At 65.2% G+C, this 22,206-nt stretch carries 23 protein-coding genes; 6 read left to right on the forward strand and 17 right to left on the reverse strand.

Annotation, left to right across the window (positions count from 1 at the left end):
* Positions 1 to 15: 15 nt before the first annotated feature.
* The gene (locus tag NJF35_RS01640; protein ID WP_225787289.1) at positions 16 to 885 is read right to left on the reverse strand and encodes a hypothetical protein; all 870 of its coding nucleotides are present in this window, start codon (positions 883 to 885) and stop codon (positions 16 to 18) included.
* Positions 882 to 1,475: a 2OG-Fe(II) oxygenase gene (locus NJF35_RS01645; RefSeq protein ID WP_225787290.1), complete on the reverse strand. Its 594-nt coding sequence runs from the start codon at positions 1,473 to 1,475 to the stop codon at positions 882 to 884. The genes NJF35_RS01640 and NJF35_RS01645 overlap by 4 nt, the downstream gene beginning before the upstream one ends.
* Positions 1,476 to 1,952: 477 nt before the next feature.
* On the opposite strand from NJF35_RS01645, the gene NJF35_RS01650 reads away from it, so the two are divergent.
* Complete coding sequence (locus tag NJF35_RS01650; RefSeq protein ID WP_225787291.1) at positions 1,953 to 3,059, forward strand: NADH:flavin oxidoreductase/NADH oxidase; 1,107 nt, start codon at positions 1,953 to 1,955, stop codon at positions 3,057 to 3,059.
* A gap of 65 nt (positions 3,060 to 3,124) precedes the next feature.
* Here the strand turns inward: NJF35_RS01650 and NJF35_RS01655 are convergent, their stop codons facing one another.
* Positions 3,125 to 4,549, reverse strand: a complete 1,425-nt coding sequence (locus tag NJF35_RS01655) for a gamma-aminobutyraldehyde dehydrogenase (protein WP_225787292.1) — start codon at positions 4,547 to 4,549, stop codon at positions 3,125 to 3,127.
* Between the two features lie 197 nt (positions 4,550 to 4,746).
* Between NJF35_RS01655 and NJF35_RS01660 the strand changes: the two genes are divergently transcribed.
* Positions 4,747 to 5,472 carry a tellurite resistance TerB family protein gene (locus tag NJF35_RS01660; RefSeq protein ID WP_225787293.1) on the forward strand — a complete coding sequence of 242 codons (726 nt, stop codon included), beginning with the start codon at positions 4,747 to 4,749 and terminating at the stop codon, positions 5,470 to 5,472.
* A 180-nt stretch (positions 5,473 to 5,652) separates the two neighbouring features.
* On the opposite strand, the gene NJF35_RS01665 is transcribed toward NJF35_RS01660, so the two are convergent.
* Positions 5,653 to 6,435, reverse strand: coding sequence for a class I SAM-dependent methyltransferase (locus tag NJF35_RS01665; RefSeq protein ID WP_253090618.1), 783 nt, complete (start codon positions 6,433 to 6,435; stop codon positions 5,653 to 5,655).
* Between the two features lie 94 nt (positions 6,436 to 6,529).
* On the opposite strand from NJF35_RS01665, the gene NJF35_RS01670 reads away from it, so the two are divergent.
* Positions 6,530 to 7,150 (forward strand): energy transducer TonB, encoded by a 621-nt coding sequence (locus NJF35_RS01670; protein ID WP_253090619.1) that lies wholly within the window; start codon positions 6,530 to 6,532, stop codon positions 7,148 to 7,150.
* Between the two features lie 2 nt (positions 7,151 to 7,152).
* On the opposite strand, the gene NJF35_RS01675 is transcribed toward NJF35_RS01670, so the two are convergent.
* The 7 genes from NJF35_RS01675 to ppc all read right to left on the reverse strand — a co-directional run bounded on the left by NJF35_RS01675 (position 7,153) and on the right by ppc (position 14,298).
* Positions 7,153 to 7,842 carry an extensin family protein gene (locus NJF35_RS01675; protein ID WP_253090620.1) on the reverse strand — a complete coding sequence of 230 codons (690 nt, stop codon included), beginning with the start codon at positions 7,840 to 7,842 and terminating at the stop codon, positions 7,153 to 7,155.
* Between the two features lie 6 nt (positions 7,843 to 7,848).
* Positions 7,849 to 8,679: an oxaloacetate decarboxylase gene (locus tag NJF35_RS01680; RefSeq protein WP_253090621.1), complete on the reverse strand. Its 831-nt coding sequence runs from the start codon at positions 8,677 to 8,679 to the stop codon at positions 7,849 to 7,851.
* A gap of 30 nt (positions 8,680 to 8,709) precedes the next feature.
* The gene (locus NJF35_RS01685) at positions 8,710 to 9,579 is read right to left on the reverse strand and encodes a DUF72 domain-containing protein (protein ID WP_253090622.1); all 870 of its coding nucleotides are present in this window, start codon (positions 9,577 to 9,579) and stop codon (positions 8,710 to 8,712) included.
* Positions 9,580 to 9,582: 3 nt separating this feature from the next.
* The gene (locus NJF35_RS01690; protein ID WP_225787299.1) at positions 9,583 to 9,870 is read right to left on the reverse strand and encodes a hypothetical protein; all 288 of its coding nucleotides are present in this window, start codon (positions 9,868 to 9,870) and stop codon (positions 9,583 to 9,585) included.
* Positions 9,871 to 10,000: 130 nt separating this feature from the next.
* The gene (gene tsaB / locus NJF35_RS01695) at positions 10,001 to 10,675 is read right to left on the reverse strand and encodes a tRNA (adenosine(37)-N6)-threonylcarbamoyltransferase complex dimerization subunit type 1 TsaB (RefSeq protein WP_253079927.1); all 675 of its coding nucleotides are present in this window, start codon (positions 10,673 to 10,675) and stop codon (positions 10,001 to 10,003) included.
* An 87-nt stretch (positions 10,676 to 10,762) separates the two neighbouring features.
* On the reverse strand, positions 10,763 to 11,413 hold the full coding sequence (adk, locus tag NJF35_RS01700; protein ID WP_253079928.1) for an adenylate kinase: 651 nt from the start codon (positions 11,411 to 11,413) through the stop codon (positions 10,763 to 10,765).
* 257 nt (positions 11,414 to 11,670) lie between these two features.
* On the reverse strand, positions 11,671 to 14,298 hold the full coding sequence (gene ppc, locus NJF35_RS01705) for a phosphoenolpyruvate carboxylase (protein ID WP_253090623.1): 2,628 nt from the start codon (positions 14,296 to 14,298) through the stop codon (positions 11,671 to 11,673).
* A 229-nt stretch (positions 14,299 to 14,527) separates the two neighbouring features.
* Between ppc and NJF35_RS01710 the strand changes: the two genes are divergently transcribed.
* The 3 genes from NJF35_RS01710 to NJF35_RS01720 all read left to right on the forward strand — a co-directional run bounded on the left by NJF35_RS01710 (position 14,528) and on the right by NJF35_RS01720 (position 16,390).
* Complete coding sequence (locus tag NJF35_RS01710; protein WP_225787303.1) at positions 14,528 to 14,875, forward strand: pilin assembly protein; 348 nt, start codon at positions 14,528 to 14,530, stop codon at positions 14,873 to 14,875.
* A 262-nt stretch (positions 14,876 to 15,137) separates the two neighbouring features.
* Positions 15,138 to 15,551, forward strand: a complete 414-nt coding sequence (locus tag NJF35_RS01715; protein ID WP_225787304.1) for a DUF4398 domain-containing protein — start codon at positions 15,138 to 15,140, stop codon at positions 15,549 to 15,551.
* Between the two features lie 50 nt (positions 15,552 to 15,601).
* Positions 15,602 to 16,390, forward strand: a complete 789-nt coding sequence (locus tag NJF35_RS01720; protein ID WP_225787305.1) for an OmpA family protein — start codon at positions 15,602 to 15,604, stop codon at positions 16,388 to 16,390.
* Between the two features lie 133 nt (positions 16,391 to 16,523).
* On the opposite strand, the gene NJF35_RS01725 is transcribed toward NJF35_RS01720, so the two are convergent.
* The 6 genes from NJF35_RS01725 to lysS form a co-directional block, all read right to left on the reverse strand.
* Positions 16,524 to 16,850, reverse strand: coding sequence for a hypothetical protein (locus NJF35_RS01725; protein WP_225787306.1), 327 nt, complete (start codon positions 16,848 to 16,850; stop codon positions 16,524 to 16,526).
* Positions 16,847 to 17,770 (reverse strand): alpha/beta hydrolase, encoded by a 924-nt coding sequence (locus NJF35_RS01730; protein ID WP_253090624.1) that lies wholly within the window; start codon positions 17,768 to 17,770, stop codon positions 16,847 to 16,849. The genes NJF35_RS01725 and NJF35_RS01730 overlap by 4 nt, the downstream gene beginning before the upstream one ends.
* Positions 17,742 to 19,019: a flavohemoglobin expression-modulating QEGLA motif protein gene (locus NJF35_RS01735; protein ID WP_225787308.1), complete on the reverse strand. Its 1,278-nt coding sequence runs from the start codon at positions 19,017 to 19,019 to the stop codon at positions 17,742 to 17,744. The genes NJF35_RS01730 and NJF35_RS01735 overlap by 29 nt, the downstream gene beginning before the upstream one ends.
* Positions 19,020 to 19,043: 24 nt before the next feature.
* A complete protein-coding gene (locus tag NJF35_RS01740; RefSeq protein ID WP_225787309.1) occupies positions 19,044 to 19,592 on the reverse strand; it encodes a hypothetical protein in 549 nt (182 codons plus the stop codon).
* A 46-nt stretch (positions 19,593 to 19,638) separates the two neighbouring features.
* Positions 19,639 to 20,343, reverse strand: coding sequence for a TetR/AcrR family transcriptional regulator (locus NJF35_RS01745; RefSeq protein ID WP_225787310.1), 705 nt, complete (start codon positions 20,341 to 20,343; stop codon positions 19,639 to 19,641).
* A gap of 333 nt (positions 20,344 to 20,676) precedes the next feature.
* Complete coding sequence (gene lysS, locus NJF35_RS01750) at positions 20,677 to 22,179, reverse strand: lysine--tRNA ligase (RefSeq protein ID WP_253079931.1); 1,503 nt, start codon at positions 22,177 to 22,179, stop codon at positions 20,677 to 20,679.
* Positions 22,180 to 22,206 lie beyond the last annotated feature (27 nt).

Here is a 22,206-nt window from a genome sequence, read left to right on the forward strand (position 1 = left end):
CGATAATTATTTGATTTAGTTGTATTTATCTTGCTGGGGTGCGGAGCAGCAAGCGTATTTGTCCTGGCCTCCACCCACCACGGTAGTAATCGAGGGCATGGGGTCCGCCGATGGTTTTCCGTTAACACTCTCGATTCCCACAGTTATCGTAGCCCCTCCTTGATTGACAGGAGGTGGAGGCAGCACGATAGGCGGATTTAAGCCGCCATGTATAATCGGCCGATTATCATGGCTGATCTGGAATAACTCCAGCTTTCTAGTACCTGGGTGAATTTCCATTGTTTCGGGATGCCATGTGATGACTTGTATCAAGCCTCCGAAGTGATTTTTTATGGATTCTGGATTCGTAATTACTAGGTTTGGAGCTAATAAAGGTGTTTGGGGCTCTTGTTTTATGTCGTGTTTTTTCAGGTTTTCTATTATAGGGGTGACCGTATTTTTAATTTTTTTTGCTAGCTCTGAGTTGTAAGTACTTACTAAACTGGCACCCAATGCCACGACGGTGAAAGCGCCTGCGGTCAAAGGAGTACCCGCCAATATGGCGAATCCCGCGACTACACCCGCTACGTTACCCACAAGGCTGACGTAATCCCCAAATTCCAGCTTTTTGTCAGGGTGGTACTCGGCAACAATCTTCAAGAATGTCACCGTGCCCGCCAAGGTGTTGGTCACGATATTGATAAAAGGCACCGCACCCGCAGTCATCAGCGTAACCGACAGCACAGAAGCAACCGCGCTGCTCGTTTGGGCACCCTGCACCACAAGTGAGAAGCCCTGCTTGTCAGTCTTGAATTGATCATGTACTGCGGCGGCTGCGCCCGCTTGAAATCCGGGCTTCCCAACCCTGTCTACCATAGCGACGAATATTTCAACTCGATTGGTCATGGTATGTGATCCTTGTTGATTGTCTTGAATGCAATGGTGGTGCGCAGGCGGTCGCAGTCTATGGCTGGCGATTTGGCACGGTGCGGCATTTCACCATTGAAGATGGCAATGCGTCTCGGTTTGGGAAGTGCAGCAGTAATAATGTCTGTCTTGGCGTCATTGCAGAACAAAAGTTCGCCGCCCCATGTCGTAGCCCAATAGTCATTACAAAAAAGGACTGCGGTATGGCCCGGCTCGCTTGGCAGGTTATCTCGGTGAATCGGGCTGTCCTGCCCGAAGGTCTGACCGTTCGCATAGACACCGAGCAATCTGGAATTTTTCATATACACAGCACATAGGCGTTTCCAGATGTTGATAAGAAACCCCCAGCGCTCGTTAATGGCCAGCTCTTTTTCACAGCATTCCAGTGCCTCTCGTTTGCTTCCTGCAATGAAAAAGTGCCAGCAGGGGCGAGCGAAGGGCGTGGAGTTTACTGGCCAGTCATATCTCCAGAGCGCATCTGAGAACGCGTGGTCAAGCTGGGCTTGCTCCGTTGGTGTTATGGCGTTGTCAATGATCTTTACATCTTCAGATGTGAATTGCCTTTTCATCAGCTGTGTCTCTATAGCGCATATGAATATTTCCTCGTAGGTTGCTGGCGAGGTTGCCGGAGGCGCTGGCGCAAGTAGACGTTAGAGACTGTGCACTGTGCGGGCGATAGGATGTCGGAGTTGCTGATTGAGAAGAGTTTCCCAAGCATATGTAGCTATTAAGGTAACTGCTTGTGGGAAGTCTCTCATTGCCCCGACATCCCAGGGGCTGCAAGGTCGGTACGGTAACCCATATGCGTGGAGGAATTATCTGCTCGGGGAGTGTTTTCGCTTTCGGAATGCCGAGCCTGTCTGTGGGCTCGGCCAGGGCTGCTGAGTGTCTGCCTCCAGCAAGGCATCTGGCGTCCGCCCCAACATCCCACGGAACCACTCCCCCACCCAATCTGGTCTAGTCTGAAGATTGACCGGACCCGGGCCAGGGACGTGCAATTGAGTGTCCGGGCCGGATCACCATTGGAGTCCTTGGGAGGTGCCCTCATGAGCCTGCTGCTCGAGCCTTACACCCTGCGTCAGCTGACCCTGCCCAACCGTATCGCCGTTTCCCCCATGTGCCAGTATTCCGCCGTCGACGGCCTGGCCAACGACTGGCACCTGGTGCACCTGGGCAGCCGTGCCGTTGGTGGCGCAGGCCTGGTGTTCACCGAGGCCACTGCCGTGACCGCGGACGGACGCATCAGCGCCGAGGATCTGGGCCTGTGGAACGATGCACAGATCCCGCCGTTGCAGCGCATCACCCGCTTCATCACCGCCCAGGGCGCCGTGCCGGGCATCCAGCTGGCCCATGCCGGGCGCAAGGCCAGCACCTACCGGCCTTGGCTGGGCAAGCATGGCAGCGTCAGCGTGGAGGAGGGCGGCTGGCAGCCGGTCGGCCCGTCGAGGATCGCCTTCGATCCGGAACACACCGTACCCCATGAACTGACCGAGGATGAGATCGGCGGTATCGTCCAGGCATTCGCCGATGCTGCCCGCCGCGCCTTGAGCGCAGGCTTCAAGGTGGCCGAAGTGCATGCCGCCCATGGTTACCTGCTGCACCAGTTCCTCTCGCCGCTGAGCAACCAGCGCCGAGACCGCTATGGCAGTTGCTTCGAGAACCGCATCCGCCTGACCCTGGAGGTGACCGAGGCGGTGCGCAAGGTCTGGCCACAGGAGTTGCCGTTGTTCGTGCGGGTATCGGCCACCGATTGGGTCGAGGATGGCTGGAATCCGGACGAAACCGTCGAACTGGCCCGGCGCCTGCGGGCGATCGGGGTGGACCTGATCGACGTTTCCTCCGGCGGCACCTCGGTCAATGCCGAGATCCCTACCGGCCCTGGCTACCAGACCCGTTTTGCCGAGCGGGTACGCAAGGAGTCGGAGATCGCTACCGGCACTGTCGGCATGATCACCGAACCGGCCCAGGCCGAGCATATTCTGCGCACCGGGCAGGCCGACATCATCTTCCTGGCCCGCGAGCTGCTGCGTGACCCGTACTGGCCGTTGCACGCCGACGATGACCTGGGCGGCAACAAGGCGACGTGGCCGGCGCAATACCAGCGGGCCACCAGCCGGGCGAACCCGATCCACGAGTCAGACCTGCGGGAATAGTATCGGCGCCTTTGTGGGCAAGCCCCAATGCCGGGTGACACTGGGGCTGCTTGGCAGCCCCAGGCTCAATGCCTGATCATCACATGCCGCACGCAGGTGTAGTCCTCCAGCCCATACATGGACATGTCCTTGCCATACCCCGAGTGTTTCTGCCCGCCATGGGGCATTTCGCTGACCAGCATGAAGTGGGTATTGACCCAGGTGCAGCCGTACTGCAGGCGTGCCGCCAGGCGGTGGGCGCGGCCGGTGTCGCGGGTCCATACCGATGAGGCCAGGCCATAGTCCGAGTCGTTGGCCCACTCCAGGGCCTGGGCTTCATCGTTGAAGCGCGTCACCGAGACCACCGGGCCGAACACTTCGTGGCGGACGATCTCGTCATCCTGCAGCGCATCGGCCAGCACCGTCGGCTCGAAGTAGAACCCCTCGCCCGGCAGGGCTTTGCCGCCGGTCACCAGGCGGATGTGGGGTTGGGCGATGGCCCGCTGCACCAGGCCGGCGACCTTGTCGCGGTGCTGGGCGCTGATCAACGGCCCCAGCTCGGTCTCGGGATCGTCCTGCAGGCCAGGCCTGAGGCTGGCCACCGCCTCGCCCAGGCGTTCGACGAAACGCTCGTAGATACCGTCCTGCACATACAGGCGGCAGGCGGCGGTGCAGTCCTGGCCGGCATTGTAGAAACCGAAGGTGCGGATACCCTCGATGGCGGCGTCCAGGTCGGCGTCGTCGAACACCAGCACCGGCGCCTTGCCGCCGAGCTCCATGTGCAGGCGCTTCACGCTGCTGGCCGTGGCGCCGATGATGTGCGCGCCGGTGGGGATCGAGCCGGTCAGCGAGACCATGCGTACCTTGGGATGGGTGACCAGCGGTGTGCCCACGGTCGGGCCGCGACCGAACAGGATGTTGAGCACACCTGGCGGCAGGATGTCCTTGGCCAATTCTGCCAGGCGCAGGGCGGTCAGGGGCGTCAGCTCCGAAGGCTTGAGCACCACGGTGTTGCCTGCCGCCAGGGCAGGGGCGACCTTCCAGGCGAGCATCATCAACGGGTAGTTCCACGGCGCGATGGAGGCGACCACCCCCAGCGGGTCGCGACGGATCATCGAGGTGTGCCCCGGCAGGTACTCGCCAGCCGCCGAGCCGCCCAGGCAACGGGCTGCGCCGGCGAAGTAGCGGAATACGTCGACGATGGCCGGTAACTCGTCGCCGAGCACCGCGGCGAAAGGCTTGCCGCAGTTCTGCGACTCCAGCCGGGCCAGTTCCTCGGCATGCCGTTCGAGGGTATCGGCCAGCGCCAGCAAGGCCAGGGAGCGGTCCTTGGGGCTGGTCTGCGACCAGTTGTCGAACGCCTGGTCGGCGGCACGCACGGCGGCGTCGACCTGGGCTTCGGTCGCTTCGCCGATCTGCGCCAGGGCGCTGCCCAGGGCCGGGTTCAGCACGGTCCAGGTGGGGCCTTCGCCGGCCACCAGGCGACCGTTGATCAGCATTTGGGTATGCATGCGTCCATCCTCCGTAGGGGGGGTGCGCGCGACGACCACCCACGTGGGCGCGGCACGACCGTGATCCACCAGACTAGAAGCTGGTGCCGCCGGCGACAAATGACACATCGAGCAACATTCGGATGCAAATGCGTTAAGCGAGGATTCAGCCTCCGGGCCTACTCTGGGGTTTTCCTTTCCCCAGGAGGTAACGCCAGATGAACACCCGTGGCCTGCTCGACCAACTGCTCAAGTCCGGACAGACGCTGTTGCAGAACCAGCAAGGCAAGGGCGGGGCGGGCAAGGTGCCTGGCCTTGGCGACCTGCTCGGCGGCCAGGCGGGCAAGGGCGGTGGCCTTGGCAGCCTGCTCTCGGGCGCCGGCGGCGGTGCCCTGGCAGCCGGTGCCATGGGCTTGCTGCTGGGCAACAAGAAAGCGCGCAAGTACGGCGGCAAGGTGCTGACCTACGGAGGCCTGGCCGCCCTCGGCGTGCTGGCCTACAAGGCCTACGGCAACTGGCAGGCGCGCCAGGGCGAAGGCCAGCCCCAGGAACCCCGGACCCTCGATCGCCTGCCGCCGGCCCAGGCCGAGCAGCATAGCCAGGCGGTCCTGCGTGCCCTGGTGGCGGCCGCCAAGTCCGATGGCCACATCGACGAGCGCGAACGTGCCTTGATCGAGGGCGAATTCGTCAGGCTCGACGACGATCGCGAGCTGCAGCACTGGCTGCACGCCGAGCTGAACAAGCCGCTGGACCCGGCCGAGGTGGCCAGTGCCGCGCAGACGCCGGAGATGGCTGCCGAGATGTACCTGGCCAGCGTGATGATGGTCGACCAGGAGAACTTCATGGAGCGTGCCTACCTGGACGAACTGGCACGCCAGCTGCGCCTGGAGCCGACCCTGCGCCAGGAGCTGGAGGAGCAGGTCAGGCTTGCCGCCGGGCAGTGATGCTGTGATAGAGGGCATTGCCTAATGCCAGTCGGTTAAGCGGCATTGGGGGCGCTTCGCGCCCCATCGCCGGCAAGCCGGCCACAGGGGCACTGGTGCTCACACATGGGGTGCCATGTAGAGAACCGTGTGGTGGGCTTGCCGGCGATGGGCTGCAAGGCAGCCCCAAGCCCAGCCCGATCAGGCCTTGAGCGCCTTCTTCGGGTAGATGTCATACCGGCTCGATTTCCCCTCCAGGCTATGGCTAGGCTTGGGCCCCTCGATAATGGGGGCCTTGCGCGGCCGCTTGACCACCACCCGGTGCGAAGCCAACGCCAGCGCTGCCTCGAGCAACGCCGGCGCATCCAGGTCATCGCCGACCAGCGGCCGAAACACGCGCATTTCCTTCTTCACCAGGGCGCTCTTGTCCCGATGCGGGAACATCGGGTCGAGGTAGATGACCTGGGGTGGCTCGCCCTCCCAGCCACGCATGCGCTCGATGGCGTTGCCCGTGAGCAGGCGCATGCGCCCGACGATCGCCGCCACGTCCTCGTCGTCCCGGGCCCGTGCCAGGCCATCCTCGAGCAACGCGGCGATCAGCGGCTGGCGTTCGATCAGGGTCATCTGGCAACCGAGGCTGGCCAGGACGAACGCATCCTTGCCCAGCCCCGCCGTGGCATCCAGCACCTGCGGCCGTATGCCCTGGGCGATGCCCACGGCCTTGGCGATCATTTGCCCGTTGCCACCGCCATAGAGGCGCCGGTGGGCTGCCTGGCCCTCGACGAAGTCCACCCGCACCGGCCCCGGCGCCTGCGGCCCCAGTTGCTGGATCTGCAGGCCATTGGCACCGATCTGCACGGCGAAACCCGCCGTATCGTCCGCAAGCGGCAGGCCCAGGCGCTCGGCCCATGCCACGGCCTGCGCCTGGAATTCAGCCGACAACGCCTCGACCCTGATACCTGTGCCTTGCTCTTGCTCTACCATCCGTACCCGCATCCGAAAAAATTAATGAAACCCCGGCCACGGCCGATATACGCAGTACTCGCTATTCTGCCAGAGCACAACGCGCGCGACTGCCATGTCAGAAACCCTTCCCATCGGCTTGACCTACCTGTCGCCCGTCGGCAACTACGGTCGGCAGAACACCCAGGCACTCGGGGGCGTCAGCCACCTGTGGCAGGATTTTTTCGCCCGCGCCCTGGCCGAGCAGCAAGGGCAGGAGGCAGACCCCGCCCGCCAGGCCCTGGAGCAGTACGACGAGCGAAGCGGTGAGCCAATCGGTGGCGTGCAGGCCCTGGCGCAGATCCGCCTCCAGCGCGCATGCGACGTGCAGGACAGGGAGGTCAAGCCGCCCGAGCCGCTGTTCCTGCCCAAGGCCGAATTCGAACCGCAACTGCTGGAAAAGGCCCCCGAGCCCTTCAGCACCGCCGAGCTGATCGAGCAGCAGCGCCAGCTCGACCTGAACAACAACTGGCTGCGCCCGGTAGTCATGAGCCAGGGCCATCCCCTCCCAGAGCCTGGGCCGGCGCCGTCGCCACGCCCGCTGTTCCTGCCCATCGCCGAATTCGAGATGGAACTGCTGGACAAGGCCCCTGAACCCTACGACGAAACCACCCTGGCCCAGCAGCAGAACGACCTGGCGTTCGACACCCACTGGGCGCGCCCGGTGGTGCTGAACAACGTCCGCCTGCACGCCTGAGTTCAGCGGCAGACCTGCCAGAACCCCATGTCCAGGTGAAAATGGTTATGGTGCGCGGCGTTGTAGTCGGGCCCCAGCACCGTGTTGAAGCTGTCGCAGGCAGCGTCCCGCACCTGGCGTAGAAACGCTGCCTTCTGCCCGTCCCCCTGCCAGTCGCGCGCCAGCACGATGCGCTGGCCATCGCCCAGGCGAAAGCCGCTGATGTCCAGAGCATCGGCCGTGGCATGCTGGCTCAGGCGCCCCTGCTGGCGGTGATAGACGTTGCGGCAGGCGAAGCTGCCCAGGTGATCCACCTGCACCACGGGTTGGCCGAACACCCGTTGCGCCGCAGGTTGCAAGCCATGGGTCTCGAACAGCGCATAAGCCACCGCCAACGGGCAGGAGGCCAGGAAACTACTGCTCAGCCGCGCCTGGCCGCCTTCGATGCGCAAGACATTTTGCAACGGACAGGAGGCCGTCGCCGGGCTGTCCGCCTGTGGGCGATAGCGCAGGGCAGAGGTCGCCAGCACCTGGCGGCACAAGCCGGGATCGTCGCGCAGGCGCGATAGCTTGTAGGGCGTCAGCAGGTTCGGCGGCTGGCGCACGTCCAGCGCTGCCCAAGGGTTCCATGCCGCAGGCGGCCGCCAGCCCAGGTACCAGGCCAGGCCCGCTGCCAACAGCAGGCCGCCCAGCAGTACCGGCGCTGCGCGCATGCGGCCTCAGCGGCGGAACAGGTCGTTGAGCTGGGCGAACGGCAGCGCCTGCTCGCCATAGCCGAAGGTGCCCTGGTCGCGAATCTCCATTGCCGCCTGCCGCAATGCCCCCAATGCCGCCCGAGCCAGCGACGAACCGACGCTGACACGCCGCACGCCCAGGTCCTGCAACTGGTTCACGCCCAGTGGCACCCCGGGCATGCCCATCAGTACGTTCACCGGCTTTGGCGCCACCGCCTGGACCACCGCCCGGATCTCGTCGACGCTGCGCAGCCCCGGTGCATACAGCACGTCAGCGCCTGCCTCGGCATAGGCCTGCAGGCGCCGGATGGTGTCGTCCAGGTCCAGGCACCCATGCAGCAGGTTCTCGGCACGGGCACAGAGGGTGAAGGGGAAGGGGAGCTCGCGCGCGGCCTGCACTGCGGCGCGTACCCGCTCGACCGCCAGGGCGAAGTCGTAGATCGGCGTATCGCTGCGCCCCGTGGCATCTTCGATCGAGCCGCCCACCAGGCCGGCCTCGGCAGCACGGGCGATGGCCAGGGCGCAGTCCTGCGGCAGGTCGCCGAAGCCATTTTCCAGGTCGGCGGCCACTGGCAGCGCAGTGGCGTCGACGATCGCCCTGGCGTTCTCCAGGGTTTCGTCCAGGGTCAGGGCGCCTTCCGCATCCGGTCGCCCCAGGCTGAACGCCAGGCCCGCGCTGGTGGTGGCGAGTGCTTCGAAGCCCAGGCTGGCCAGCAGCCGCGCAGAGCCTGCGTCCCATGGGTTGGGAATGACGAAGGTGCCTTCACGTTCGTGCAGTGCCTTGAAGGCTTCGGCTCGCAGGGTTTGCACATCCATGGTCATAACCTCCGGCAGATGAAGGAGTCGTCAGAGTAGCCCCAGTTGTTCGACCTCTGGAGCGCGCGGCAATTCCGGCAGCGGGGCAAGGCCAGGCAGGCGCGCCATCAGGCGCTGGTGAAAACGCTGGGCGAGGGCGGCGGCCAGGCGGTTATCGGCGGTGTGCAGGAACACGTAGGGGCTGCGCCCTTCCTCGATCCAGGCAGCGACTTTTTCCACCCAGGGGGTAAGGAAGCTTTCGTTGGCCTCCAGCTCCGGATGGCCGATGAAGCGCACTTGGGGAGACTGGCTGAACGCCGCAGGGCGCGGCGGTACCCGTGGTTTCTTGGCTTGCGCATGCAACACGCCCGGCTCGCGCGAGGCGCAGCTGAACAGCGCACGCGGATCCAGGCAGATGCGCTCCACACCCCGTTCGTGCAGCAGGCGATTGAGCTGGCGCTCCTCCTCGCCACGGGCGAAGAAGGCGCCATGGCGCACTTCGACGGCCACCGGCTTGCCGATCCGGTCGAGAAAGTGGCTCAGTTCGGCGAGGCGCGATGGGCCGAACAGCGCCGGTAACTGCAGCCAGTAGGGTGAAACGCGCTCGCCCAGCGGTGCCAGCAGGCGGGTGAAGTCGATCGCCGACTCCAGCTGTTCGCCCAGGTCCCCCGCATGGCTGACATCACCCGGAAACTTGGCGGTGAAGCGAAAGTGTGCCGGCATGACCTGGGCCCAGCGTTGCACCGTGGCAGGGGCAGGGCGGGCATAGAAGGTGGTGTTGCCTTCGACGGCATTTAAGACCTGGCTGTACAGGCCGAGGTATTCGGTGGGACGGGCATCGGCGGGGTAGAGGTAGTCGCGCCAGGCGTTTTCGCTCCAGGAGGGACAACCGAGGAAATAAGGCAGAGGCGATGGATTCATGCCTCAAATGTACAGGTCCAGCCCCTCTACTTCCATCTCCCAGTCGGTGAAGCCGGCCGTGGCCAGGTAACTGGCCAGGGCGGTGGCGGTGCGCCGGTCACGGGCACGCGGGAAGATCATGTCCTGCTGGCGCGCCGGCAGGCCGCCCGGGCGGCGATTGACGCGGTTCGGCTGGGAGGCTTCGGCTTCGTCGAGCAGCTCGGCGTCCTCGATCGACTCGTCGCGCACAGGGGCCTGGCGCGGCGGGCGCCGGATCGGGTAGGACTGCGAGGAGAAGCCGTCGATACGCATGAATGGGCACTCAGGGTCAGTGATGGCAATTTAGCAGCATCAGAGATCCGTCGCTAATGCCCGATTGATAACTAGACCACAGTTCGCGCAAAAGGTTTTATCGTCATCGGCGATAGCCGACGAACAGCGCTCAACGCGCCTTGGGCGTGGCTACATTATCGCGCAGGTAGACCGGCTGCGCCTGCTCGGCGCTGATCGCCTCGCCACGGGCCCAGGCAAAACCGGCCAGGCCGAGGATGTCCAGGGCATTGGGCAGCAGGCTGGCGTCGCTGGCATTCACCGCGGCGCCCAGCCGTTCGGCGTAGCCCCAGCCGCTCCCGGCGCCGAACCACTGGCCGCTGGCGCCTTGCGGCAACGCCGCCCGCTCCGGCGCCAGCACCGCCTCCTGGCCGACCAGGCGCATCTCGCCGTCGCAGGCCTGGTAGCAGCCCCAATACACCTCGTCCATGCGCGCATCGATGGCCGCGGCCACCTGCTGTGCGCCCCGCTCGCGCAGGGCGCCCTGGGCCAGCGCGGCCAGGTTGGACACCGGCAACACTGGACGCTCGAGGGCGAACGCCAGGCCCTGGACCACGCCGATGGCGATGCGCACGCCGGTGAACGCGCCTGGGCCACGGCCGAAGGCGATGGCGTCCAGGGCGTTGAGGGCCACGCCGGAATCGGCCAGCAACTGCTTGATCATCGGCAGCAGCTTCTGCGCATGCAGCCGTGGGATCACCTCGTAGTGGCTGGTCACCTTGCCGTCATGCAGCAGGGCGACGGAACAGGCTTCGGTGGCGGTATCCAGGGCCAGCAAGGTGGTCATCGAACGGTATTCCAGGCGAGAGGTGAAAGAGCGGCAGTATAAACGACAACGGCCCGCAAGCGGGCCGTCGTGAAGTTGCGAGGCGAATCAGCTCAGGGCTGCCAGCACCTTGTCGGTGATGGCTTCGACCGAGCCGACGCCTTCGATGTGGCTGTACTTCGGCTTGCCGCCGTTGGCGGCCGACAGCTTCTGGTAGAAGTCCACCAGCGGCTTGGTCTGGCTGTGGTAGACCGACAGGCGATGACGTACGGTCTCTTCCTTGTCGTCGTCGCGCTGGATCAGGTCTTCGCCAGTGACGTCGTCCTTGCCTTCCACTTTGGGCGGGTTGTACTGGATGTGGTAGGTACGGCCCGAGGCCAGGTGCACGCGACGGCCGGCCATGCGCCCGACGATCTCTTCGTCGTCGACGGCGATTTCGACCACGGCGTCGATCTCGACACCGGCGGCGACCATGGCTTCAGCCTGCGGAATGGTGCGTGGGAAACCGTCGAACAAGAAGCCCTTGGCGCAGTCGGGCTGGGCGATGCGTTCCTTGACCAGGCTGATGATCAGCTCGTCGGAGACCAGTTGGCCGGCATCCATGACTTTCTTGAGCTCCAGGCCCAGCGGGGTGCCGGCCTTGACGGCGGCACGCAGCATGTCACCGGTGGAGATCTGTGGAATACCGAACTTCTCGGTGATGAACTTTGCCTGAGTACCTTTACCGGCCCCGGGAGCTCCCAGCAGAATTACGCGCATCTTGTGCTCCTCATATTTTTCTATGTGAATCAACGGATTCGGCGCTCAGGGCCAACTCCGAAAAATCGGGTGAGACCGAAAATCGGTCAAAAGGCTGCTCAAGATACACAGCGCCCGGCAAGCAGACAAGCGCCGCCAGGTGGCAGGAAATCGCCACTTGCCCCCTGGGGGCGAGCGGGTTGCGCCCGGCGCAACCGGCTTCGCCTCCCTCGCTCGAAGGGCCTATGCCCCCCGGGCGCGACCCTGCTTGCGACACTTCAACCGGTGTTGCGCAGGCCAGCGGCGATCCCCGCCACGGTGACCAGCAAGGCTTGCTCCAACGGGCTGTCCAGAGCGGCTTCGCGGCTGCGCGAACGCGCCAGCAACTCGGCCTGGAGCAGGTGCAGCGGGTCCAGGTAGGTGTTGCGCAGGCTGATGAACTTCAGGGTCTCGGGGCTGTGCGCCAGTAGCACCGGCTGCCCGGTCAGCCCCAGCACGACCTGGCACGACTGCGACAATAGGTCGCGTAGATGCACCCCCAACGGACGCAGCTGCGGTTGCACCAGACGTTCGTCGTAGGCCTTGGCGATCTCGGCGTCGGCCTTGGCCAGGACCATCTCCAGCATGTCGATGCGCGTACGGAAGAACGGCCACTGTTCGCGCATCTGCTCCAGCAGCGTGCCCTGGCCACGTGCCAGCGCGTTGTTCAAGGCGGTCTCCCAGCCCAGCCAGGCCGGTAGCATCAGGCGCGTCTGGGTCCAGCCGAAGATCCAGGGGATGGCGCGCAGGCTCTCGATACCACCGGCGCGGCGCTTGGCCGGGCGGCTGCCCAGGGGCAGGCGGCCCAATTCCTGTTCTGGCGTGGACTGACGGAAATACTCGACGAAGTCCGGGTTCTCGCGCACCACGCCACGGTAGGCCTTGACGCCATCGGCGGCGAGTTGGTCCATCAGTTCGCGCCAGGCGGGTTGCGGTGGAGGAGGCGGCAACAGGGTGGCCTCGAGCACCGCGGCCAGGTACAGGTTGAGGTTCTGCTCGGCGATGCCCGGCAGGCCGAACTTGAAGCGGATCATCTCGCCCTGCTCGGTGGTGCGGAAACGCCCGGCCACCGAGCCCGGCGGCTGCGACAGGATCGCGGCGTGGGCCGGGCCGCCGCCACGGCCGACGGTGCCGCCACGGCCATGGAACAGCAGCAGTTCGACCTGGTGCTCGCGGCAGATGCGCACCAGCTCCTCCTGCGCCCGGTATTGGGCCCAGGCCGCTGCCGTGGTGCCGGCATCCTTGGCCGAGTCGGAGTAGCCGATCATCACCTCCTGCGGGCCACGCAGGCTGGCCCGGTAGCCCGGCAGGCCGAGCAGGCGCGCCATCACCGGGTCGGCGTTGTCCAGGTCGGCGAGGGTCTCGAACAGCGGTACCACGCGCATCGGCCGGGTCAGGCCGGCTTCCTTGAGCAGTAGCTGCACCGCCAGCACGTCCGAGGCCGAACCCGCCATGGAAATCACGTAGGAGCCCAGCGACGCCGCCGGTGCGGCGGCGATCTCGCGACAGGTGGCGAGCACCTCGGCGGTTTCGGCCTGGGGCTGGAAGTGCGCCGGCAGCAGGGGACGGCGGTTCTTCAGTTCGGCCTGGAGGAACTCGATGCGCTGCTCCTCGTCCCACTCGGCGTAGCGCCCCAGCCCCAGGTAGTCGGTGATCTCGGACAGCGCGTCACGGTGGCGGGCAGCGTCCTGGCGCACGTCCAGGCGCACCAGGAACAGGCCGAAGGTCACCGCCCGGCGCAGGCTGTCGAGCAACGGGCCATCGGCGATCACGCCCATGCCGCAGGCGTGCAGCGACTGGTAGCACAGCTCGAGCGGGGCGATCAGCTCGCGGTTGTCCACCAGCACCTCGGTGGTGACCGGCTGGCTGGCGCCCAGCGAAGCCTGGGCCCAGGCGCGGGTAGCCCGCAGGCGTTCGCGCAGTCGCTTGAGCAGGGTGCGGTAGGGCTCGGCGCTGTCGCCCACTTGTGCACGCAGGGCCTCGCTGGCCTGCTGCATGGACAATTCCGCGGCCAGGTAGTCGATGTCGCGCAGGAACAGGTCGGCCGCCATCCAGCGGGCCAGCAGCAGGACCTCGCGGGTCACCGCAGCAGTCACGTTGGGGTTACCGTCGCGGTCGCCGCCCATCCACGAGGCGAAGCGGACTGGCGCGGCCTCCAGCGGCAGGTGCAGGCCGGTGGCCTCGAACAGGGCCTTGTCGACCTTGCGCAGGTGGTTGGGAATGGCCTGCCAGAGCGAATGCTCGATCACCGCGAAGCCCCACTTGGCCTCGTCCACCGGGGTCGGCCGGCTGCGCCGGATCTCTTCGGTGTGCCAGGCCTCGGCGATCAGCCGGCGCAGGCGCTCACGCACCTGGCCGCGCTCGGCGGGCGTCAGGTCGCGATGATCCTGGGCCGCCAGTTGGCCGGCGATGGCGTCGTATTTCTGGATGAGGGTCCGGCGTGCCACCTCGGTGGGGTGGGCGGTGAGCACCAGCTGGATGTCCAGCTTGCCCAGTTGCCTGGCCAGGGCCTCGTCGCCGTGCCCGGCCTGCTTCAGGCGCGCCAGCAGCTCAGGTAGCACGCGTGCCTCGAAGGGCTCGGGGCGCCCAGCGTCGCGGCGCCGGATCAACTGGTACTGCTCGGCGATATTGGCCAGATTGAGGAACTGGTTGAAGGCCCGCGCCACCGGCAGCAGGTCGTCGTCGGCAAGGTCGGCGAGGGTCGAACTCAACTGTTCGGCCCCGCCTTGGCGGTCGGCCTTGGCACTGTGGCGGATGTCCTCGATCTTCTGCAGGAAGGCATCGCCATGCTGCTGGCGAATGGTTTCGCCGAGCAGCTCTCCCAACAGGTGGACATCCTCTCGCAAGCGTGCATCGATATCGGTCATCGGCCCTCTCTCCGGCGCGGTCGGCCCGCGCATCGCCCAGGAACTCTTGCCCAAGAGTGCCTACAGCGGGGCCGGCCTGGCAAGCCGGGCGATGGGGACAAGCGGCAAGCTGCAAGTAAAAGCGGCCCGTGCATGATTCGCTTGCCGCTCGAAGCTTGCGCTCAGCGACTAAAGTGAATGCAGGGCATCCCAGGCGATGCCTCATTTCAGGTTGCGTGCAGAGGTCATCATGAAAATCCGCGAACTCGTCCAGCGCTGGGAACAAGATGCCACGGGCCGGCTGAGCCCCACCGGGCACGTCCTGCATCTGGACCTGGAATCCGAGGCGCGCCTGGCCGCGCTGACCGAGATGTACCCCAAGCGCAGCACCGAGGAGCTGCTCGGCGAACTGGTCGCCGCGGCGCTCGAGGAATTGGAGGCCAGCTTCCCCTACGTCAAGGGCCAACAGGTGATCGCCACGGATGAAGAAGGCGACCCGTTGTACGAAGACATCGGCCCCACGCCACGCTTCCTGGCCCTGTCCCGGCGTCACCTGCAAGCCGCGCTGGGCAAGGCGGGCGAAGACAACCAGGGCTGAGTTCCAGCGGCGCGCCAGGCGCCCTGGATACCGCCGCGCGGCCTGGAAGTTCCCGGAAAAACACTGACTTGTCAGTCAGAAAAAGTCACCCGTTTTGGGTGATTTTTTCTGAACTATTCGAAAAACGCCTCAGTCACAGCCAATAGCCATCACGCTAAAACCCTGCACACCTGGCGTTGTGCACAGTTCGGCTGAGTGCTCGCGGATGACAGGGAAAGAGCGATGGAGTGCTACGGACATCGTCGTTATCAGGAGTGATCCAATGGAGCTGACCACCATGAAGACCCGCACGTTGAAACCTTCACCCACTCACCTGCGCGGGCTCAGGCTGGCTGCGCTGGCGCTGGGTAGCAGCCTGCTGCTGGCCGGCTGCGCGGGCAACCCGCCCACCGAGCAGTATGCCGTCACCCAGTCCGCGGTGAATTCCGCCGTCAGTGCCGGTGGCACCGAGTTCGCAGCGGTGGAAATGAAGGCGGCCCAGGACAAGTTCAAGCAGGCCGAGATCGCCATGCACGACAAGAAGTACGACGAAGCCAGGCGCCTGGCCGAACAGGCCGAGTGGGACGCCCGCGTCGCCGAACGCAAGGCGCAGGCCGCCAAGGCCGAGAAGGCCCTGCAGGATGCCCGCCAGGGTGTCCAGGACTTGCGTGAGGAAGGCCTGCGCAGCGCTGAATGAGCGTTGTCCCGCCACCTTGAGCCTTCGCTAACGATCAAAGGATGAACACTATGCGCAACTACGTCATGATTCCCGCCCTGCTGGCCCTGAGCGTAGGCCTGGCTGCCTGCTCCCATGACCCGAACCCGAACCTTGAGTCGGCCCGCACCAACTTCTCCGCGCTGCAGAGCGATCCGCAGGCCAGCAAGCTGGCGGCCCTCGAGACCAAGGACGCCCAGGACTGGCTGAACAAGGCCGACAAGGCCTACCTGGACCGCGAGGACGAGAAGAAGGTCGACCAACTGGCCTACCTGACCAACCAGCGCGTCGAAGTGGCCAAGCAGACCATCGCCCTGCGTTCGGCCGAGAACGAACTGAAGAATGCCTCTGCCCATCGCGCCCAGGCCCGCCTGGACGCCCGCGACGCGCAGATCCGCAAGCTGCAGGAGAGCCTCAACGCCAAGCAGACCGATCGCGGGACCTTGGTGACCTTCGGCGACGTGCTGTTCGACTTCAACAAGTCCGAACTCAAGAGCAGCGCCTTCCCCAACATCACCAAGCTCGCCCAGTTCCTCCAGGAAAACCCTGAGCGCAAGGTGATCGTCGAGGGTTACACCGACAGCGTCGGCTCGGCCAGCTACAACCAGGGCCTGTCCGAGCGCCGTGCCAACAGTGTGCGCATGGCGCTGGTACGCGCCGGGGTCGATCCGGCACGCATCGTCGCCCAGGGTTATGGCAAGGAATACCCGGTGGCCGATAACACCACCAACTCCGGCCGTGCCCAGAACCGTCGGGTGGAGGTGACCATCTCCAACGACAACCAACCGGTGCAGCCGCGTTCGGTGAGCCACGTGCGCTGAAGCTTGTAGCGCCTCGAAAGCGTGGGGCCGCGTTGCGGCCCTTTCGCGACACAAGGCCGCACCCACTGCATGACACATGCTTCGTGGGCATTGCCGGGGGCCTGTGGGGGCGAAGCGGCCTGGGATACCTCGATCACTGCACCTGCTGCGGCGTCTCCTGCCCCATGCAGCGGATCGCCCGCTTGCGGTTGTCCACCAGCACGCCGGTCAGGCCCTTCTGTTGGGTGTCGAACAGCACCAGCACGCCGTCGATGCACTGGGCGACCTGGGGAGCGGGGGCGAGGGAGACCTTGTAGTCCTCGCCGGGGATGGTCTTGAGCATGGTGTAGTCCTGCAGCAACAGGGCATCCTCGGGCTTGGCAAAATGCACGTAGCCGTAGTACCAGAGGGTCCCGACCGTCACGATGATGCTGCCGACGGCGGTCAGGATCAGCGGGATGGCGTTGCGTTCTTCACTCATTGCGCGTTCTTCTCGTCAGGGTAGTTGGGGACTTCGGCCAAGCGCCGAAGGCCGTTGAAATGGCTCGGATCGTCAAGAAAACGCAGCATCACCTGGCGCCACGTCGGGTCGGCGAAGGTCTGTACGTGGCCACCTCGGGTCAGTTGCAACACCCGTGGCGGGGGGGCGTGCTGGTACAGGCGGATGGCGTTGTCCATGGGCACCAGGTTGTCGTCGATGCTGTGGAAGAACAGCTTGGGCGGGCTGTCCAGGCGCTCGATCGAGCGGATCGCACTGTCACCGTCCGGAACCAGCCAGGACAACGGCACCTGCAACGGCCAGGTCAGCCAGGACGCCCCCAGGGCGAAGCGCCCCACCTCGCGGTAGCTGGCCGGCACACCGTCGAACACCAGCGCACTGAAACGCTGGCGTTGTTCGGGGTGGGCAGCCAGGTAATGGATGGCCATGGCCCCGCCCAGGCTCTGGCCCAGCAGCACCAGCGGCTTGCCCTCGACCTCGGGCGCCTTGTCGAGCCAGTCCAGGGCTGCGGCGATGTCCTGGTAGACATCCGGCAGGCGCGCCTTGCCCTGGGACAGGCCATAGCCGCGGTAATCGATCATCAGCACCTGGTAGCCCTGTTCCGGCAACCAGTAGCTGCCACCCAGGTGCCAGGCCAGGTTGCCGCCATTGCCGTGCAGGTGCAGCACCGTGCCCTTCACCTCGACCCCCGCCTTGGCCGGTAGCCACCAGCCGTGCAGGCGCACGCCGTCGGCGGTGACCAGCGACACCTCGCGAAAGGCCAGGCGCGCCTTCTCGGGGGTGAACGGCTGGCCCGGTTCCGGGTAGAACAGCAGGCTGCTGCAGCCGCCCACGCCGAGCAACAGCAGCCCCAGGCACAGGCCGCGGCAGGCGTCAGAGAATGTTCGCGTAGTCGGCTTCAATACGGTCCAGGCTCAGGTGGTTGAGGAAGTTGGAGAAGCACATCCAGGCCGACAGCGCATTGAGGTCGCGGAACTGCTCCGGCAGGTACTTGGGCGGCTCCACCAGGCCTTCCTCGACCAGCTGGCGCAGGGTACGCATGTCTTCCAGGGTGGTCTTGCCGCAGAACAACAGGGGGATCTGCTCCAGCTTGCCCTTCTTCACGGCCAACTGAATGTAGTTGTAAACCATGATGAAGCCCTTGAGGTAGGACAAGTCCTTGGTGAACGGCAGGCCATCGGGCACCGAGCCACGGAACACCCGGCTCGCGTTGCTGTAGCTCTGCGCCATCTCGAAGCCCTGGCCACGGAAGAACTCGTAGACCTGCAGGAAGTCCGCGCCTTCCTCGACCATGTGGATGGCCCGGGTGCGGTTGGTCAGCTTGCGCAGGCGGCTGGGGTAGGAGGCGAAGGCGATCACCTCCATGAGGATGGCCAGGCCCTCCTGGGTCACGGTCGAGGAGGGCGGCCCCTTGGCCAGGAAGGTGCAGATCGGCTGGTTGAGGCCGTTGAGGGTGGTGCCCACGTGCACCAACCCCTCGTGCACCTCCAGGGCGCGCACGTCGCGATTGTTGAACAGGGCGTCGGCGCGCACCTTGATGTAGTCGGCACCGGCCGCGGCATCGGCGACGATGCCGTCGGACTCGAACACGCGGATGGTCTCTTCGGCCTCGCCGAACACCTTGTTCAGCCGTCGCTGGAGGATCTCCACGGCTTCCTTGGCGGTCAGGTTCTTCGGCTCGTCCTTGAGGTCGCCGCGGCCGTCGATGTTGTTGAGGTAGTCCGAGAGCATCAGGCCCAGGTCGGCGAGCGTCGGGTCGCCGGCATGGAAGGCATCGGAGGCCGCGCCATACAGCTCCTGGGAGATCAGGCCGAAGTCTTCGGTGCCGCGCGCCTCGAGCATGCGCACCACCATGCGGTACTCCTTGCACATCCGCCGCATGATCTGGCCGACCGGATTGAACTGGCCGAGCTGGCGGGTGATGTCACGCTCGATGCTCTGGAATTCCGACTTCACCGCGGCGGAGTCGAACGACAGGGGCCGCCCCTGGTAGTAGGCACGGTCCACCGCAGGCGGCTCCTTGCCCTTGGCCTTGAGGAAGCCCTGGCGGATGTTGTCGTCCCACTTCACCGCATCGAGTACGCGGATGGGGGTCTGCGCCGCGACGATGCGATCGGACAGCGTGCGTATGGTCTGCTGGTACTCGTCCACCCCGGGACTCCTTGCTCGGATCGCTTATCTGCCCACGCGCTGGAAACGCGCCACTTCGACGAACAGGTCGGAATTGGCCGGATCGTCCAGGTAGGCCAGGACCCGCTCCGCCGGGCTGTCGATCAGCACGCCCGGGCCGTTGTCCTCCAGCCCCTCGGTGCTGCGCCCGCTCAGTTCCTTCTGCCCCACCGCCTCCTGGACCTGGTCGACATCGAGGTTGTAGACCACCAGTTCCTTGCCGTCGATCACTTCGAAACCGCCGATCAGGAAGTTGCCACCCAGGCGCTTGGGCACGCCTGCCGACAGGTACCAGCGGTTGCCATGGCGGGAGACGGTGAAGACGTATTCCTCGGGGGCCTTGCCCTTGGCCGTGGCCACTGCCCGGTAGGCATCGGCGCCGCTGCGGCTGATGGCCAGTGTCAGGGGCTCGCCCCAGGCGTCCTTGCTGCTCCATTTGCCGAGCAGTTCCCTGGGCGCGGCCTGGTTGCTGGGCAAGGGTTCGTGGAAGGTCACCAGACAGCCGCCCAGCAGCAGGAATGACAAGGTCAACAACACCACACGCCAGGCTTTCATCGGGTTCTCCTTGAAAAGGTCGGGGCCAGCCCGGGCCGCTCGCAGCTCAGGCCGATGCCAGCACCAGATGCAGGTACCGGGTAAGGATAGCGAGCATCTGCCCATCGGCTTGAGAATTCGCGTCCTTGAGCAGGCACTGATATTCCATCTGCTCGATTATCGCCGTCAACATCTGGGCATCCTGCTCGGGATGGCGCGACCCGACGACCTGGAGCATCTGCCGCGCACCCTGCAGGAGGATCTGCTCGTGGGCACACACCAGCTCGGCCAGGCGCGGGCACAGCAGCGCCTCCTGGCGGAAGGCCTGCTCGGCCATGAGGAAGTCGCGGCGGCTGTGGAACTGGCGGCTGACGTAGTCGGCGGTCATGCGTGCCACCTCGTCGGCCAAGCGTGCACGCGACTGCGGGCTGCCGTCGCCCTGGGCGAGCAACTGGCGCAATACCACCTCGGTATTGGCCCACAGCTTGGCCATGTACGCGGCGCTGCGCTCGACGTACTGGGCGAAGGTATCGGTGAGCAGGTCCTCGATGTCCTTGAAGTAGTAGGTGGTGGCCGATAGTGGCACTCCCGCCTCGGCGGCCACCGCCCGGTGGCGCACGCCACGCACGCCATCGCGCACGACGATGCGCATGGCGGCGTCGAGAATCTGCTGGCGGCGCTGTTCGCTGCCCTGGCGGGCGGTCTTGCGCCCTTGGTACTGCACGCTTTCGGCGACGGCGGTGGCCACGCCTGCCGCGCCCTGTTGGGCCATTGCGGGTGTCACGTCGGGTACCTCTGAATGTGGAAGCGGTGGGATGCAAGCTGCAAGCGGCAAGCTACAAGAAAAAGCCTGTGCACAGAGCCGGGGCTGCCTTGCAGCCCATCGCTGGCAAGCCAGCTCCCACAAGGACCGCGCTGCTCTTGAGGTCTGCGCCGAACCATGTGGGGGCCTGCCGGCGATAGGGCAGCGAAGTGGCCCCAAATGACAGCTGGAAATCTTAACTGACCGGCGCGGTGCATGCCGAATGGCGCTTTCCTGTGGCGTGCAGCTTGTCGCTTGCCGCCCAAAGAAAAGCCGCCTCGAAAGGCGGCTTGTTCAGGATGCTCAGGCCTGTGGACGCATGTGCGGGAACAGGATCACATCGCGGATCGACGGCGAGTTGGTCAGCAGCATCACCAGGCGGTCGATGCCGATGCCTTCGCCGGCGGTCGGCGGCATGCCGTACTCCAGGGCGCGGACGAAGTCGGCGTCGTAGTGCATGGCTTCGTCGTCGCCGGCGTCCTTCTCGGCCACCTGGGCCATGAAGCGCTCGGCCTGGTCCTCGGCGTCATTGAGCTCGGAGTAGGCATTGGCGATCTCGCGGCCACCGATGAACAGCTCGAAACGGTCGGTGACGCTCGGATTCTGGTCGTTGCGACGGGCCAGCGGCGAGACTTCGAACGGATACTCGGTGATGAAGGTCGGCTGCTCCAGCTTGCTCTCCACCAACTCCTCGAAAATCATCACCTGCAGCTTGCCCAGGCCCTCGTGGCCCAGCACCTTGGCGCCGGCTCGCTTGGCGATTTCACGGGCCTTGTCGACGTCCTGCAGGTCGGCCTCGGTGATGTCCGGGTTGTACTTGAGGATGGCCTCGAGCACGGTCAGGCGGGCGAATGGCTCGCCGAAATGGAACACCTTGTCGCCGTACGGCACGTCGGTGCTGCCCAGGACCAACTGCGCCAGCTCGCGGAACAGCTCCTCGGTGAGGTCCATGTTGTCCTTGTAGTCGGCATAGGCCTGGTAGAACTCGAGCATGGTGAACTCGGGGTTGTGCCGGGTCGAGACGCCTTCGTTGCGGAAGTTGCGGTTGATCTCGAACACCTTCTCGAAGCCGCCGACCACCAGGCGCTTGAGGTACAGCTCCGGCGCGATGCGCAGGAACATGGCCATGTCCAGGGCGTTGTGATGGGTCTCGAACGGCTTGGCCGCGGCGCCGCCGGGGATGGTCTGCAGCATCGGCGTCTCGACTTCGAGGAAGTCACGCTTGGCCAGGAAGTTGCGGATGTGCGAGATCACCTGGGAACGCACGCGGAAGGTCTTGCGGGTGTCCTCGTTGACCATCAGGTCGACGTAGCGCTGGCGGTAGCGCTGCTCGGTGTCGGTCAGGCCGTGGTGCTTGTCTGGCAGTGGGCGCAGCGACTTGGTCAGCAGGCGCACGTCGGTCATCTCGACGTACAGGTCACCCTTGCCGGAACGGGCCAGGGTGCCTTCGGCGCTGATGATGTCGCCCAGGTCCCAGGTCTTGACCGCGGCCAGGGTTTCTTCCGGCAGGGTCTTGCGGTTGACGTAGACCTGGATGCGCCCGGTCATGTCCTGGATGACCATGAACGAGCCACGGTTGAGCATGATGCGGCCGGCGACCTTGACCGGGATCGCTGCAGCTTCCAGCTCTTCCTTGGTCTTGTCGACGTACTGCTTCTGCAGGTCGTCGCAATAGCTGTCGCGGCGGAAGTCGTTGGGGAAGGCCTGGCCCTTGGCGCGCTCGGCGGCAAGTTTTTCCTTGCGCAGGGCGATCAGGGCGTTTTCTTCCTGTTGCAGGTCTTGCGGTGCGGTGTTGAGGTCGCTCATGTCGTCAATCTTTCCATCACGGGTTCG

The sequence above is a fragment of the Pseudomonas guariconensis genome, from assembly GCF_024127895.1.
Classification (GTDB): Bacteria; Pseudomonadota; Gammaproteobacteria; order Pseudomonadales; family Pseudomonadaceae; genus Aquipseudomonas; species Aquipseudomonas guariconensis_B.

Bases quoted from the DNA above. Each gene is read 5' to 3' on its own strand.
- NJF35_RS01670 (WP_253090619.1), top strand. From the start codon at position 6,530: ATGTCAGAAACCCTTCCCATCGGCTTGACCTACCTGTCGCCCGTCGGC.
- NJF35_RS01745 (WP_225787310.1), bottom strand. From the start codon at position 20,343: ATGGCCCAACAGGGCGCGGCAGGCGTGGCCACCGCCGTCGCCGAAAGC.
- NJF35_RS01660 (WP_225787293.1), top strand. From the start codon at position 4,747: ATGAACACCCGTGGCCTGCTCGACCAACTGCTCAAGTCCGGACAGACG.
- NJF35_RS01715 (WP_225787304.1), top strand. From the start codon at position 15,138: ATGGAGCTGACCACCATGAAGACCCGCACGTTGAAACCTTCACCCACT.
- NJF35_RS01690 (WP_225787299.1), bottom strand. From the start codon at position 9,870: ATGCGTATCGACGGCTTCTCCTCGCAGTCCTACCCGATCCGGCGCCCG.
- NJF35_RS01640 (WP_225787289.1), bottom strand. From the start codon at position 885: ATGACCAATCGAGTTGAAATATTCGTCGCTATGGTAGACAGGGTTGGG.
- NJF35_RS01650 (WP_225787291.1), top strand. From the start codon at position 1,953: ATGAGCCTGCTGCTCGAGCCTTACACCCTGCGTCAGCTGACCCTGCCC.
- adk (WP_253079928.1), bottom strand. From the start codon at position 11,413: ATGCGCGTAATTCTGCTGGGAGCTCCCGGGGCCGGTAAAGGTACTCAG.
- lysS (WP_253079931.1), bottom strand. From the start codon at position 22,179: ATGAGCGACCTCAACACCGCACCGCAAGACCTGCAACAGGAAGAAAAC.
- NJF35_RS01685 (WP_253090622.1), bottom strand. From the start codon at position 9,579: ATGAATCCATCGCCTCTGCCTTATTTCCTCGGTTGTCCCTCCTGGAGC.
- NJF35_RS01655 (WP_225787292.1), bottom strand. From the start codon at position 4,549: ATGCATACCCAAATGCTGATCAACGGTCGCCTGGTGGCCGGCGAAGGC.
- NJF35_RS01645 (WP_225787290.1), bottom strand. From the start codon at position 1,475: ATGAAAAGGCAATTCACATCTGAAGATGTAAAGATCATTGACAACGCC.
- NJF35_RS01720 (WP_225787305.1), top strand. From the start codon at position 15,602: ATGCGCAACTACGTCATGATTCCCGCCCTGCTGGCCCTGAGCGTAGGC.
- NJF35_RS01680 (WP_253090621.1), bottom strand. From the start codon at position 8,679: ATGGATGTGCAAACCCTGCGAGCCGAAGCCTTCAAGGCACTGCACGAA.
- NJF35_RS01740 (WP_225787309.1), bottom strand. From the start codon at position 19,592: ATGAAAGCCTGGCGTGTGGTGTTGTTGACCTTGTCATTCCTGCTGCTG.
- tsaB (WP_253079927.1), bottom strand. From the start codon at position 10,675: ATGACCACCTTGCTGGCCCTGGATACCGCCACCGAAGCCTGTTCCGTC.
- ppc (WP_253090623.1), bottom strand. From the start codon at position 14,298: ATGACCGATATCGATGCACGCTTGCGAGAGGATGTCCACCTGTTGGGA.
- NJF35_RS01675 (WP_253090620.1), bottom strand. From the start codon at position 7,842: ATGCGCGCAGCGCCGGTACTGCTGGGCGGCCTGCTGTTGGCAGCGGGC.
- NJF35_RS01710 (WP_225787303.1), top strand. From the start codon at position 14,528: ATGAAAATCCGCGAACTCGTCCAGCGCTGGGAACAAGATGCCACGGGC.
- NJF35_RS01725 (WP_225787306.1), bottom strand. From the start codon at position 16,850: ATGAGTGAAGAACGCAACGCCATCCCGCTGATCCTGACCGCCGTCGGC.
- NJF35_RS01665 (WP_253090618.1), bottom strand. From the start codon at position 6,435: ATGGTAGAGCAAGAGCAAGGCACAGGTATCAGGGTCGAGGCGTTGTCG.